The 14,097-nt window shown below is 61.3% G+C and carries 11 protein-coding genes, 2 pseudogenes and 1 riboswitch; of the genes and pseudogenes, 5 read left to right on the forward strand and 8 right to left on the reverse strand.

All coding sequences use genetic code 11. The features are described from left to right. Positions 1 to 160 (reverse strand): annotated as a pseudogene (locus CFR80_RS11735) (IS5/IS1182 family transposase); the annotation flags it as partial. A gap of 293 nt (positions 161 to 453) precedes the next feature. After that, the gene (locus tag CFR80_RS11745) at positions 454 to 1,431 is read right to left on the reverse strand and encodes a ribonucleotide-diphosphate reductase subunit beta (RefSeq protein ID WP_010513260.1); all 978 of its coding nucleotides are present in this window, start codon (positions 1,429 to 1,431) and stop codon (positions 454 to 456) included. A gap of 262 nt (positions 1,432 to 1,693) precedes the next feature. Continuing rightward, positions 1,694 to 1,913: riboswitch (cobalamin riboswitch) on the forward strand. 119 nt (positions 1,914 to 2,032) lie between these two features. Here CFR80_RS11745 and CFR80_RS11750 point away from each other — a divergent pair. The 4 genes and pseudogenes from CFR80_RS11750 to CFR80_RS11765 all read left to right on the forward strand — a co-directional run bounded on the left by CFR80_RS11750 (position 2,033) and on the right by CFR80_RS11765 (position 6,740). Next, positions 2,033 to 4,141 carry a TonB-dependent receptor plug domain-containing protein gene (locus CFR80_RS11750; protein WP_110507406.1) on the forward strand — a complete coding sequence of 703 codons (2,109 nt, stop codon included), beginning with the start codon at positions 2,033 to 2,035 and terminating at the stop codon, positions 4,139 to 4,141. A 13-nt stretch (positions 4,142 to 4,154) separates the two neighbouring features. Beyond that, positions 4,155 to 4,979 carry an ABC transporter substrate-binding protein gene (locus CFR80_RS11755; RefSeq protein WP_010513258.1) on the forward strand — a complete coding sequence of 275 codons (825 nt, stop codon included), beginning with the start codon at positions 4,155 to 4,157 and terminating at the stop codon, positions 4,977 to 4,979. Then, a pseudogene (locus tag CFR80_RS11760) lies at positions 4,976 to 5,985 on the forward strand (FecCD family ABC transporter permease). The gene CFR80_RS11755 and the pseudogene CFR80_RS11760 overlap by 4 nt, the downstream one beginning before the upstream one ends. Then, positions 5,982 to 6,740: an ABC transporter ATP-binding protein gene (locus tag CFR80_RS11765; protein ID WP_010513255.1), complete on the forward strand. Its 759-nt coding sequence runs from the start codon at positions 5,982 to 5,984 to the stop codon at positions 6,738 to 6,740. The pseudogene CFR80_RS11760 and the gene CFR80_RS11765 overlap by 4 nt, the downstream one beginning before the upstream one ends. Positions 6,741 to 6,810: 70 nt before the next feature. On the opposite strand, the gene CFR80_RS11770 is transcribed toward CFR80_RS11765, so the two are convergent. Next, entirely contained in the window at positions 6,811 to 7,599 is a 789-nt protein-coding gene (locus CFR80_RS11770; protein WP_042658762.1) for an acid phosphatase, read from the reverse strand. A gap of 620 nt (positions 7,600 to 8,219) precedes the next feature. On the opposite strand from CFR80_RS11770, the gene CFR80_RS11775 reads away from it, so the two are divergent. Further along, on the forward strand, positions 8,220 to 8,990 hold the full coding sequence (locus CFR80_RS11775; RefSeq protein WP_010513253.1) for an SDR family oxidoreductase: 771 nt from the start codon (positions 8,220 to 8,222) through the stop codon (positions 8,988 to 8,990). Positions 8,991 to 9,001: 11 nt separating this feature from the next. Here CFR80_RS11775 and CFR80_RS11780 read toward each other — a convergent pair whose 3' ends face one another. From CFR80_RS11780 to CFR80_RS11800, 5 genes are all read right to left on the reverse strand, one after another. Continuing rightward, positions 9,002 to 9,202 carry a hypothetical protein gene (locus CFR80_RS11780; protein WP_029329259.1) on the reverse strand — a complete coding sequence of 67 codons (201 nt, stop codon included), beginning with the start codon at positions 9,200 to 9,202 and terminating at the stop codon, positions 9,002 to 9,004. Between the two features lie 78 nt (positions 9,203 to 9,280). Next, complete coding sequence (locus tag CFR80_RS11785; RefSeq protein WP_010513251.1) at positions 9,281 to 9,964, reverse strand: Fe2+-dependent dioxygenase; 684 nt, start codon at positions 9,962 to 9,964, stop codon at positions 9,281 to 9,283. 34 nt (positions 9,965 to 9,998) lie between these two features. Continuing rightward, positions 9,999 to 10,505, reverse strand: a complete 507-nt coding sequence (locus CFR80_RS11790; protein WP_029329258.1) for a hypothetical protein — start codon at positions 10,503 to 10,505, stop codon at positions 9,999 to 10,001. Between the two features lie 22 nt (positions 10,506 to 10,527). Further along, positions 10,528 to 11,190 carry a tetratricopeptide repeat protein gene (locus tag CFR80_RS11795; protein WP_010513249.1) on the reverse strand — a complete coding sequence of 221 codons (663 nt, stop codon included), beginning with the start codon at positions 11,188 to 11,190 and terminating at the stop codon, positions 10,528 to 10,530. A gap of 12 nt (positions 11,191 to 11,202) precedes the next feature. After that, positions 11,203 to 13,515: a TonB-dependent receptor gene (locus CFR80_RS11800; protein WP_110507407.1), complete on the reverse strand. Its 2,313-nt coding sequence runs from the start codon at positions 13,513 to 13,515 to the stop codon at positions 11,203 to 11,205. Positions 13,516 to 14,097 lie beyond the last annotated feature (582 nt).

The following is a 14,097-nucleotide window of genomic DNA, read 5'->3' on the forward strand; positions in this document are numbered from 1 at the left end:
TGACCACCTCGCGCATATCCGTCGTGCGAGGGCGACCGCCCCGTTTCGCAGGGGGCACAAATGGCACGATCAAAGCCCATTCCCCGTCCATCATATCCGATGGATATCGCAGTCCTTCCCGGCTATGTTCACGTCGGGCAATACCAGTCCATGTCATCATTCACTCCATCTCTTCGTAAAGACGGATGAATCACAACAGACTGGTATTGTTCAAAAACTTTCGGATCGGGCTCTCAGGCGTTCCCGCACATCCTGTTGTCGCGGGCATGTCCGATCTTACGCCTTTCCACCCACCGGATATTGGCGTCATGGTGGAGGATGAGATAACGGGCAAGGGGAATGGATGCGCGCCCGGGCCGTCTGGTTTTCCTGGAACGTGTGAAAAGGACCCGGGGTTCCGGCAGTAAAACCGCCCCCACCATATGCATGATGGGGGCGGTGCGATCCGGTATTTCAGGCGAACGCTTCGTCCCACGTTCCCTGTGTCGCGCCCCGGCTGTATTCCGTTGCCCGGTTTTCGAAAAAGTTGGTGTGCTCCACCGCGTTCATCATCTCGTCAATCCACGGCAGGGGATTGCTGGGTACGTCATAGATCGGATCGAGTTCCAGCCCGATCAGGCGGCGATTGGCGATGAAGCGGATATACTGCTTGACCTCATCCGCTGACAGGCCCTTCACCGGCCCCATGCGGAAAGCGAGGTCGATGAAGCGGTCCTCGTTCTCCACAATTTCACGGCAGGCCAGGTGGATGGCATCCGCCACGGCGGGCTTGTCAATCTGGCGACCAAATTCCTGCATGTAGGTCTTGAACAGGCGCGTGATGCTTTCAACGTGCAGGCTTTCGTCACGCACGGACCATGTCACGACCTGCCCCATGCCCTTCATCAGGTTATGGCGCGGGAAGTTGAGCAGCATGGCGAAGGACGCGAAAAGCTGCAGCCCTTCGGTAAAGCCCGCGAACACTGCCATGGACAGGGCGGTATTATAATGGTCGTCCATGTTGAAGCGTTTAAGGAATTCGTGCTTCGCGGCCATTTCCTCGTATTCAAGGAAGGCGGCATATTCGGTTTCCGGCATGCCGATGGTGTCCAGAAGGTGGCTGTAGGCCGCCTGATGGATCGATTCCATATTGGTGAACGCCGAGAGCATCATCCGCACTTCGGTCGGCTTGAAGCGGGGCATATACAGATCGATATAGGCGTTCTCGACCTCGGTATCCTGTTGGGTGAACAGGCGGAAAATCTGGGTGACCAGATATTTTTCCGTCTGGGACAGGTTGTTGTTCCAGTCCTTCACATCATCACCAAGGGGAATTTCCTCGGGCAGCCAGTGCAGGGACTGCTGGGTTTTCCACGCCTCGAACGCCCATGGGTAACGGAACGGTTTGTAGACCGGGCTGGGGGAAAGAAGGTTGGGTGTGTCTGTGCTCATGATCCACTTCTATAACCCAAAAAATATCCAACGTCAGGTGGATTTCCACGTCGCGCGCAGCCGGTCTCCGCTACGGGAAACAGTGGGCAGATTGCCGTTTCCACGGTATGGCAAGCGGCTTTTTCCGGCTGTTTTTTATCTTCAGGTGCGGCGCTGAGGACACACGGCACGGACCGTGGCCACGGTTTAGGAAAAAATGACGTGACCAGCCCCACCGTTCGCGTTGGCCGCGCGGATCCGGGTTGACAGGGCTGGCCCATCCGATCAGAACCCTGCTGACGGTTCCCCTGCATATAAGGGGTGAAAAGGGAACGAAGTGCGGATTGCGGTCCAATGCTTCGGCTGTCCCCGCAACTGTAAGCGGTATGTTCCCCGCATGACCGGACATAAGGTCCGGGCCACTGGAAACCGCGGTTTTCCGGGAAGGTTGTGCGGGAGACGACGCCGCAAGCCAGGAGACCTGCCGTCATGATGGTTGCGACCGGGACCTGTCGGGCGGGGTGTCCTGACGGTGTGGTGCCACAGGTTTTCTTATGGATCGGAAACCGGGTGGCGGCGCGCTCTCGTGGCAACGATGATGTGACCGCGAGATCCAGACCTTATGACCATTTTCCGTGATTTTCTGATTGCCTCGACGGCATTCATGACACTAGGCGCCACGATGGCGTATGCCGATGTGCCCATCGGGAAGGATACACCACAAAAACCGCCGGTGAAGCAGTCCGTCTCTGGCAATGGCAGTATGAAAGCCATTGTCACGTCCGACAATGCCGGCCTGCCCGAACTGATCAGCGTCAGCGCCGCGCGCAGGCCGACAGGGGTGGATGATATCGGTACCAGCATGACCATCATCACCGAAAAGCAGATCCAGACCCAGCAGCGACGCAGCCTGACGGATATCCTTGCGCGCCAGCCCGGCCTGAACGTGGTGCAGACGGGCGGGGCGGGCGGCACGTCGTCCATTTTCCTGCGCGGCAATAATTCCCGCGAGGTCAAGGTCCGGCTGGATGGCATGGACATCAATGACGGCAGCAATACCACCAATGCCTTTGATGCCGGGCAGTTCCTGACCGATGGCATCGGCCGTATCGAGGTCCTGCGTGGCCCGCAGAGCGGCCTGTACGGCGCGGACGCCATGGCGGGTGTCATCGACATCACCACGGCACAGGGGCAGGGACGCTTCAGGCCATTCGTCCGGATCGAAGGCGGCGGGTACGGAACCTTCAACCAGACCTTCGGTGCGCGTGGCAGCAGGGGGCGGTTCCATTATAATGTTGAATTTTCCCATTATCGCATGGATGGGTTCAATAATATCCCGTCCTATATCGAACGATATTATGGCGCGGACCGCCAGCAGCGGCACGAAGGCAACCGCAATGACAACCGCAGCGCCAATATCAGGCTGGGCTACGACGTGACCCATAATCTTGACCTTGGCCTGACGGCGCGCCTGATACAGGGCAATAACCATTCCTATTCACTGTATGACCTGCAGGCTGAAAATGCGTATGGGGATTCAGGGGTGCGGGAACAGACCACCCAGAACGAGGCCATCGTGCGCGGGACGGCGCATCTGGTTTCCTTCCACGGTTTTTTTGATCAGGTGCTGGGCCTTGGTTACATGACCAACCGCAACCGCTGGACCGAGACCGGCACAAGCTATGGCAGCCCGGTCAATCCCGATCCCTATTACTACCGTTCAGGCCGGTTGAAGGTGGACTGGCACGGCACCTTCAGTTTCGGGCGGTACGGGCAGCTTCTGGTGGGCGCCGAGCATTTCCACGATACGTTCGATACCAGCCATACGGCATCCAGCATGTGGGACAGCGGGTACGATACATCCGCCAGCATGGATACGACTGCAGGCTACGGGCAGTATCAGGGCAACTGGAAGCATATCCTGTATGGCGCGGCCAACATCCGTTACGACGCCAATTCGCGTTACGGCAACCATGTGACCTGGCGCGTGGCACCCGCGATCCACGTTCCCGGAACCGGCACCATCATCAAGGCCAGTGCCGGTTCGGGTTTCCACGGTCCTGCGCTGTACCAGCTGTTCGTCAATCAGGTGGGGGCCGGTTATTCGGAAAGGGGCAACCCGGCCCTGAAGGCGGAACAGCTGATTGGTTACGACGCGGGCGTGGAGCAGAAACTTCTGCACGATCACCTGAATTTTGGCGCCACATGGTATGACAACAGGGTCCGGAACCTGATCCAGTCCGCCGACTGGTATGATTCGTCGGGCAACTTCAACGGCACCTTTGACAATGTTGCGAAGGCGCGGATGTACGGAGTGGAAGCTTTTGTGAACTGGAAAGCACTGGACAGTCTGGAATTCAGCCTCAGCTACACATGGACCCATGCGCGTGACGAGACCAGTCATACCGAGCTGCAGCAGCGTCCCCAGCACAAGTTCAATTTCAATACGACATGGACCCCCGTCCGCGACCTGACATTCTCGGGCAATATCCTGTATACCAGCGGCTGGCGCGACCTGTCGGTGCTTGGCTCCAATAATTGCAGTGATTCCAGCATCTGTGCCAAGGGGCACGGCTATTTCACCATTGATGTGGCGGCCAATTATAAAATCAACCGTTATGTGTCCGTCTACGCGCGGGCGGACAACCTGCTGAACCGACAGTTCGAGGAACCGGTCGGTTATCTCCAGCCCGGTCGGGTGGGGTATGGCGGCTTCATGCTGACGTACTGACATGAAGGGGGTCATGGCAGGCATCCTCGCCGGTATTCTTGGCTGTGTCCCGATCGCACGGGCGCAACCCCTGCCGCGCGTGATGTCCGTGAATGTCTGCACCGATCAGTTGCTGCTTCTGCTGGCCGCGCCGGGGCAGATTGCCGGCATAACGCCACTGGCGCGCGACTGCTGGAATGCGGTGCTGTGTGAACAGGCGCGGCAGGTTCCCGTCCTGCGCCCGACCGCGGAAAACGTTGTGACGGCCCACCCCGATGTCGTGCTGGGGGAAAGCTATACCACGGCGGTCGCACTTCAGGTGGCGCGGGACAGGGGGGCGCGGGTGCTTGTCCTGCCGCCGGCACAGGCGCTGGCGGATATTCCCGATCAGATCATGGTGGTAGCCCGCGCCATTGGCGCTACGGCGCGGGGGCGGGAACTGGCGGGGGCCTTTACCAGCCGCCTGGCAGCCCTGTCAGTCGGGCGCGGCCCCACCGACCCTACGGCCGCGATTTACGCTGCCAACGGGTTTGTCACGCGCGCGGGGTCGTTGCCTGATGATGTGCTGGCCCATGCCGGCCTGCGCAATTATGCTACCGTCGTGGCGCAGCAGACATCCGCCCGTCTTTCCATGGAAATGCTGATCGCCCATCCACCTGGCCTGCTGGTCCTTGACCGTTCGGGGCAGGGGACATCCCTTGCGCAATCCATGCTGGACCATCCGGCGCTGAAACAGGCCTTTGCCGGGCCACATCGTCTGGATCTGCCCGCGCGGCTGTGGTTGTGTGGCCTGCCACAGACACTGGACAGTATCGCCATGCTGCGCGCCGCGCGTGACAGACTGGAAACCGCACCGTGAAACCTGCCCGAAATGCCCTGCTGCTCAATATCGTGCTGCTGGCAGGGGTTGTGGCCCTGTCTGGCGCGTCGCTGGTATGGGGGGGGAAACCCGTATCATGGTCTGGCAGGCGCTGGCGGATATACTGGCGGGACGGCATGGTGCAGGCGCCATTATCGTGGAGCAGCTGCGCCTGCCCCGCGCGCTTCTGGCCATCATGGTGGGGGGAACACTGGGGCTGTCGGGGGCGGTGTTGCAGGGGTATTTGCGTAATCCGCTGGCTGATCCCGGTATTCTGGGCGTATCGGGTGGTGCGGCGCTGGGGGCGGTGAGTGTGTTCTATACCGGGCTCATGCAGGTTTCCATCATGGCCCTGCCGCTGGGTGGGCTGGCGGGGGCGTTATGCGCGGTCGTCGTGCTGATGGGCCTGGTGGGGCGGGGGGGAACGCTGGTGCTTTTGCTGGCGGGGGCAGCACTCAGCAGTTTTGCTGCGGCCCTGACCGCGCTGGTGCTGAACCTTGTGCCCAGCCCGTATGCGTCATTTGAGATCATGCACTGGCTTATGGGATCGCTGACGGACCGGACCTTTACCCATGTCTGGATCTGCCTGCCCGGCGTGGTGTGCGGCACGCTGCTCATGCTGTCGGCCGGGCGTGCGCTGGACGCACTGACGCTGGGGGAAGACGTGGCGGAAAGCCTTGGGTTCCGGCTGCATGGCGTGTGGGGTGTGCAGACGCGCGTCGTGCTGGGGGCGGCGCTGTCCGTGGGGTCATGCGTGGCGGTTTCGGGTGCGATCGGCTTTGTCGGGCTGGTGGTGCCGCACCTGCTGCGGCCATTGACGGGATACCAGCCGTCGCGGCTGCTTGTGCCATCCGCGCTGGGGGGAAGCCTGCTGCTGCTGGGGGCGGATATGGTGGTGCGCGTGGTGAGTGTCGGCACGGAGCTTCAGCTTGGCGTGCTGACGGCGCTGGTCGGTGCGCCGGTTTTCTTCGCCCGGGTCATCATGCTGAAAAGAACCGGATCATGACCCTGTTGCAGGCGAATGGTGTCTCGCTCAGGCGCGGGGGGCGGGCTGTTGTATCCGGTGCGTCCCTGACGCTGGAAAAAGGCCGGGTTGTCGGCCTGATCGGGCCGAACGGGGCGGGGAAAAGCACGTTCATGCGCATGCTGGCGGGGCTGCAGGCCCCGGATTGCGGGCAGATCGACCTTCTGGGGCGCGACATAGGCCAGATTCCGCCCGGATTGCGGGCCAGACAGCTTGCCTTCATGCCACAGGACGGGGAAAAACCGCCCCCCATGCCTGTCCGCGCGCTTGTGGCCCTCGGGCGTCTGCCGCATGGGCAGGTGAACGCGCAGGCAGCGCGCCACCCGGCGGTTGCGCACGCACTGGCGGCAACCGGCCTGCACGACCTGTGCGCCCGCCCGGCCAGTCACCTGTCCGGTGGGGAACGGGCGCGGATGAACCTGGCGCGTGCGCTTGCGACCGATACGCCGGTCATACTGGCCGATGAACCGATTGCCGCCCTCGACCCGGCCCATGCCCTGTCCATGATGCACCTGTTGCGACAGCAGGCGGGACAGGGCAAGGGAATTGTCATCGTGCTGCATGATCTGGTCCTGGCGACCCGGTTCTGTGATGACCTGGTGCTGATGGACGGGGGATCGGTCATCCGCCACGGGCCACCCGTGCAGGTGCTTGATGACGACATCATGCGCACGGTTTACGGCGTCACGGTCCGGCGCGTGGGGGATGCCATCGTGCCGTGGGCGCTGTGCCGGTAATGTCGTCGGCCTGCCGGTTGCGTTACGATCTGGGCGGCGGTCGTGCCCCGGTTCCATGCGCGGGCGAATGTTACAGGGGGCTATGCCGCGCGGCATCACTCTCAATGGCGCAGGCCGGGTCCTGCGGCCCGGCGGCATCGTGCCTGTGTGCCGCCAGTTCGCTGCGGGCCCGTTCCATATCCGCGCGGAAGGCGGGACTGCCGTGCATGGCCGCGATTTCGGCGGCGCCTACCATGTAACCCGCCTGAACGTCACTTTCCCAATGTACGCCGCATACGATCCGGCTTTCGCCGAAAACGCGGCCGCGCTGCAATATTGGTGTCGCCCGATCGGGCAGCAGTTCCGCCAGAACCAGTGCGATGCTCCAGCCCAGCATGGTATGGCCCGATGGATAGGCCCCCGATGTTGCCAGATGGGTACGGTCACTTTCCGTGCAGATCGGCTGCCCATTGCCGACAAACGGGCGGGGACGGTGCCAGTAGGCCTTGCTTTTGCGCATGTCGGGGGCTTCCGATACATCCATCGTATGGATCAGCGCCGCAAGGTGCGGTGTGGCGGTGGTGCTCAGGCTCTGGCCCGCGGCACAGGAAAATGCATGCAGAAGCGCGTCTTCATGCAGGTCGGCATCCGATGTGGCCAGTGCCCAGCGCGGGGTGCCCTTCAGCGTGCGGGTGGTGGTGAAGGCCCGGTCATCCGTGTGCTGCCGGGCGGTGCCGGGCCGGGGTGGGGGCGGCAGGTATTGCGTTCCGTCGGGCTGCGTGTCGGGGGTCAGGTATCCGCCGTCCGGTCCGTTGGCAGGGGGTTCCGCCGCGATGCTTATGCCGCCCCCCAGCAGCATGGCGGCCAGGCAGATGCCCATGCCCCGTATCCATGACCGTCCATGCCGTGGGGCAGGCACAGACACGCGGGTGACGTGACCACTGGCTGGCGCACCATATGTTGCCGGTGCGGGCGCAGGGGACGGGGATGTATCGGGAAAACGTTTGAGCATCATGAAACCATCTGCATGCATGACGGAAAGGACGCGCGGATGACTGCGCGTGTTGATGAAAAACAGGAAAATCATACCAGCAGGACAGTCCGGAACGAGCACTTTGTGCCGGCAAAGTCAAAACTTCATGAAACCGTCATAAATATTTTCCGGATGCTTCAGGCATGGATTTTCACACGGTGTTTGAGAACAATTCATCAATAAAGGTTTCTTGGTATCCCCTGTCTTCAAAAAAGGTGACGTTTCCCGAACCCTGCTGAAAAGACTTCACCAGAAACGTCCAGCAAATTGACAGGATGTTTCATAAGCCGACAGTTTCAGGCAGCCCCAAGGTAAAGGGTGTCGCTTCGGCCCGCGCTGTCCGTCCCGGCGCAACGGGGCAAGTGGACAGACGTAAAAAGAAAGGGGGTCACACGCGCAGACGTGTCCGCGCATCGGGTGTTATTCTTGCTACGGTTGCCGCCTTCATACTGAAGAAGGAAGTTGTCATGCAGGATAATCCCCTTTTTTCACTTGCGGGAAAACGCGCGCTGGTAACCGGCGCATCACGTGGGATCGGGCTGACGCTGGCGCGTGGGCTGGGGCAGTTCGGGGCAAAAATCGTGCTGAACGGGCGCAATCCCGAACATTTGGCCACCGCGCGCGACGTGCTGGCGCAGGAAGGGCTGGATGTCACGACCGCCGCGTTTGACGTGACGGATCAGGACGCCGTCATCGCCGGGGTTGAAAACATAGAATATGAACAGGGTCCGATCGATATCCTGATAAATAATGCCGGCATCCAGCGTCGCGCACCGCTGGACCAGTTCAGCCGGGCCGACTGGGACGCATTGATATCGACCAACCTGAATGCAGTTTTCTTTGTGGGGCAGGCCGTGGCCCGCCACATGCTGCCGCGCGGGCGTGGGAAGATCGTCAATATCTGCTCGGTGCAGAGCGAACTGGCGCGACCGGGTATTGCGCCCTACACGGCCACCAAGGGCGCGGTCAAAAACCTGACCAAGGGCATGGCGACCGACTGGGCACGCCATGGCCTGCAGATCAACGGTCTCGCGCCCGGCTATTTCAAGACGGAAATGAATGAAAAGCTGGTGGCCGACCAGACTTTCACCCAGTGGCTGTGCCAGCGCACGCCCGCGGGCCGCTGGGGCAATGTGGAGGAACTGGTGGGGGCTGCGGTCTTCCTGTCGTCGGACGCGTCAAGTTTTGTAAACGGGCACGTTATCATGGTGGATGGTGGCATTACGGCATCAGTCTGAACCGTTCCGTGCTACCATCCCATATTCCCCGGCCCGTTCCAGCCGCCGCCCAGGCTGCCCCAGTCCCCCTGTGGGCCGCCACTGCCATGGTCGGCGGCCGCGCGGGCATTGCGGTCCATGCGCGGGTCATCACGGTCCGCGCAGCCTGACAGCGCCGCCATCAGGGCAAGGGCAGCCAGTACGGGGCCAAGGGGAAGGCGGATGGAGGTCATGTACACCGTTATGCCGCGCGCGTGGACGGGGATGGAAGGGGGCGTCCCTCCCATAGCCACGCGGGGTTCTTCGTCATGTCACAGTTCGGACCACTGGCGCAGCAGGTTATGATAGGTCGCCGTCAGCCCCAGCACGGCCGGGTGATCGTCGGGCAGGTTCCTGCGGGTTTCAATAATGGACTGGTCAAATTGGTACAGCAGCGTGCGCTGGACATCATTGCGTATCATGGACTGCGACCAGAAGAATGACGCCCACCGGCTCCCGCGCGTCACTTCGCGCACGCTGTGCAGGCTGGTTGCGGGATAGAGCACCATGTCACCTGCGGGCACGCGGATTTCCTGCATGCCGTAAGTATCCTGAATCAGCAGTTCGCCCCCGTCATATTCATCCAGATCACTCAGGAACAGGGTGGACGACACATCGGTGCGGATGCGGAAGCCCGTGCCGGGCAGGGGCCGGATGGCGTTATCGACATGGGTATGAAACCGCATGCCTTCATCATAACGGTTGAACAGGGGCGGAAAGACCCGCAAGGGCAATGCCGCGCTGTTGAATGTCGGGTTGCGGCCCAGTGCCTGCAGGATCAGGTCCGCCAGTTCCATGCCCTCCCGGCTGTCATGGGGAATCTGCAGGTTGAATTTTGCCCTGGCGGACTGGTCGCCTGCCGTCACCCTGCCATCAACCCATTGGGATTTTTCCAGTACGGTACGGCAGTACGTGATTTCCTGCCGGGTCAGCAGGGCGGGGATATGGATCAGCATCGGCGTTCTCCGCGTGGGGGGGCTGGCGGTCTGTTCAATGCCGGTGACCTGAACCGTGGGGCAGGATCTTCAGCAGGACATCATTGGGCCGCTGCCGGGCGTCCATTGCGATCTGCTCCAGCGTTTCATCGGTGGACTGGACATGATACCCCGCATGCGCCAGACGGTCGGCCAGTTCGTCCGGCGATGCATGAAGCAGGGGCGCAAGCGTGGTCAGCGGCGCATGTGTCAGGACGGGAAACAGCCGCTGGGCCGGATTGCCGCCCGCATGTCCCGTCATCACCATGAACCCGCCAGCGGCCAGCAGGCACGCGCCGCAGGCGACCAGCATGGAGGAGTTGCGAAAATACAGCATGAACTGCGCCCAGTTGCGCCAGACATGCGCAACGAATGGTACCAGCAGCACCATGCTCAGCCATGTGTGCATGGAATGGAACAGGCCTGGCATCCAGTGGAAGAACAGGGCCGTGCCCGATATGGCCGAAACCACGAACAGCCCTGTAATGAACGGGGTCGAATATTTTTTTACAATCAGGTTCATCTGCGGTTCCATATTACTATTATCACCCGGTCGCGTGGTGGGGACGCGCGTAATCCAGCCGCACGGCAGCCTGCGTGGCCAGCAGGCGCAGCGCGGGGTCCGTTACGCCATCCAGCAGGTGGATGATGGCGCGGAACACATCGCTAAATCCGTGTTCCAGCGCCATGCGTATCCAGTGTGTTGCGGCCGGGCCATTGCCTGCGGCCAGACGCAGTCGACCCAGGTTGAGGGCGCCCCAGCAATCCCCCCCCATGGCGGCGGCATGGAAAAACATGCGGGCGGACTGGCGGGATAGCACCGCGCAGGTGCCGTCTTCCGCCAGAAGGCCCAGCATGGTCAGCGCCTTTGCCACCCCGCCACGTGCGGCCATGACATACAGGCCGCACGCCCGGTTCGGGTCGCCCGTCACCCCGCGTCCCGCCATGTACAGATCGGCCAGGTTGAACGCCGCCCATGGGTCACCGGCATATGCGGCCTCATGGAAATACATGGCCGCCGCAGCCGGGTTGCACGCAGTGCCCCAGCCGCGTTCATAGGCGCGGCCCAGCATGTTCACGGCGCGCGGTTCGCCACTGCGTGCGGCGGCCTCGAACATCATGAAAGCGTCCTGCAGGCGACCGTGGTCCAGATGGATCTGTCCCAGCATGAGCTGCGTTTCCACAACGGAAATCGGGGGGATGTCCATGGCCGTGCGCGATCAGAACGTAATGCCGATATTGCCAAGGAAATACCGTCCGGGCGAGGGAACTGCGCGCGATCCGGAAAATGATGACGCATAATTCAGCCGGTTGGTTATGTTATTGGCGTTGAAGGACACCCGGTAATGCCTGTATTCCCATGACACCATGCCGTTCAGGTTGAAGGTATAGGGCATGCGCGCGGTATTGGTCGTATCCGGCCCCGCCCAGTAGCCGGACGAATACTGCGCCCCGCCACCAACCTTCAGGCTGCCCCATTGCGGACGCAGCAGCGCGCGCGACAGGTCGTACGATGTCCAGACCGACATGTTGTTATGCGGGACCTGGGGCGCCGTCCGGCCATTATCGCCCGTATTGCTGTGTGTGACCCGGCCATCCATGTAGGAATAGGATGCAAAGACCTGCCGGTCGCGCGTGATCCTGCCGTCCGCGCTCAGTTCCACGCCACGGATGCGGCGGCCGCTGCCGGAATCGGCAAAGCCGGTTTCCATGTCGCCATTCACGTCATAATAGCGCGAATTGTTTTCGCTGATCTGGAAAAACGACACCGTGGTGCCAAGGCGCTTGTGAAAGAAGTCGGATTTGTTGCCAAATTCGAACAGGTCGCTACGCTGTGGTGACAGGTTGACGCCGTTCTGCGCCACGTCGCCCGCCTGTGGCTTGATGGTGACGAGGGAGGACACATCGGTGCCCACGGGTTTGTACGACCGCGCGAAGGTGAAGTAAAAGGACGTATCGCGCAGCGGTGAATACATGATGCTGGCCGAAGGGCTCCAGCGGTCGGATTTCTGTTCCGCGCGGCCCTGGCTGGCGGTGGCATTGCTGTAATAGGTGCTGGCGAAGGAATCCCACCGCGCCGTGCCAAACAGGGAAAGCTGGCGGGTCAGCTGGATACGGTCGGCAAGGAACAGTCCCAGGTCACGGGCATTCGCATTGCCGTACCCCGATGCGGGAAAGCTTACGGACGTACCGGAATAGGTATATTGCGGGTTGCGGATCGTCTGGTCGTTCACCCGGTTGGTGAAGCTGCCTGGCCAGCGGGAGTCACTGGCGTAATTGATATCGACCCCGGCCTTGATGTCATGATGCACGAAGCCCGTATTGAGGCGCGCGCGTCCCATCAGTACGTTCTGCACGCCCCAGCCTTCCTGCCGGTAGGCCGCGCCGCCACCCGCGCCATAGGGCAGGGCGTAATTGCCACCGGACAGGATGGCGGCGGCACATGCCCCCGAACAGGCCGCGGGCGTGGTGGCGGTGTAATCACGCTGGTACAGGCTGAGCCGCGTATCGTTGGTCAGCGTGAACCAGCGCGTGATGTCGGATTTGAGTGCCGATGTCAGCGTATGGATGTTGGAGCGGTCAAAGTCGAAGCTGCGGGTATAGCTTGTATTGCGCGCCACGCCGTATTCGGTAATGGGGCGATAGATGCCGTTCACCTGTATCATGCTGACACCGTAATCGGGTTTGCTGTTACTGTTCAGCCACTGCCATGTCAGGTGCCATGATGTCCTGCTGCGCAATCCGACACCAAAATCAACCGCAGCGCCGTAACGGTTGGACGTCACGTTGTTCCGGTCGACCACGTCCTGCCGGTTGAACATGCCGTTGACGCGAATGGCCATGTCCTCGTTGATCTGGTAGTTGATGTCTCCCACGCCACGGTACAGCGGCCCGCTGCCAAAGGACTGGTCATAACTGTAGCTGGTGCCCGCATGGGCGTGTTTCTGGCTCTGGTTGATGACGCCGCCGACATTACCCGCGCCAAAATATTCGCCCGATGGCCCCTTTATGACCTCGACACTTTCAGTATTGAACGTATCGCGCGTATAGGTTCCGAAATCGCGCAGCCCGTCGGTATAGATATCCTGCCGCGCCTGCAGGCCGCGAATACGGAATTGGTCCCCGTTCAGGCCACCGGCACCTTCGCCGGTGGACATGGTAATCCCCGGAACATTGGCCAGCGCCTGATCCAGCGTAAAGGCGCGCTGCTGCCGGATCAGTTCCTGCGGCACGACGGTAATGGTCTGCGGTGTATCACGCACCCGGTCGGGCATGCGTGAAATGTGCAGGATCTCACTGTTTGTATTGCCCGATGCGTATCCCGCATCCGGCGCGTCCACATGACCGCCCACGCGCACGGCGGACAGGCGGATGGTGCTGTCCGATGCATTGGGCTGGTCGGGGAGCGTGGTGTCGTCGGCGCTGGCTTCGCTGGCGCCCGCGCCAATGCCCATGGTCATGCCAAGGGCCACGGCGACACGCAGGCCCTTGGCCGGCGGGGGTGGAGGGGGGGACTGGTCTGGCTGGCTCATTCATTACTCCCGAAGCGTCATCCCGCAGGCGCGCCTCCTGAACACGGTGAAGGGAACAGCGTGTTGATAGGGGGACAAAGATGAGAACGCAAATGATTCGCATTTAAATATGAAAGAATAACTGCATGTGTTGCGCGCCGGGCACACGGGACAATACTGAACAGATTTGTATAAATTATGAAATAATATGTAATCCAGTCCGAAATGATGTCGTCATGTCCCTGTAAAGTCTCGATTGTGCAACCGGATGTGGCGGTCCCGTCCTATGTCGCGGCCTGCGCGGTCGGCCTTGCGGGGTGATGCGATCGTGGCCGTGGCTTGCGTCCGGGGTGAAAATCTGTCATCCGCCGGGTTTAGGACTGTTCATGACCGTGAACGCGGCACTGATTTTCCTCATGCTGTCCGTGGTGACGCCGTGCCCGATGATGCGTGATTTTCCATTTTTATTCCGCGCTCATGAGGCGATGCCAGTTGTCCATACGAAACATGTCTGTCCGATAACCCGGTCGTACAATGTGACATGACGCCTGCTGGCGTGGCAGCGGCCTGATGCCCTGCAGGCCAATGGTGCGGTACAAGTTC

This window comes from Komagataeibacter oboediens, from assembly GCF_003207815.1.
Classification (GTDB): Bacteria; Pseudomonadota; Alphaproteobacteria; order Acetobacterales; family Acetobacteraceae; genus Komagataeibacter; species Komagataeibacter oboediens.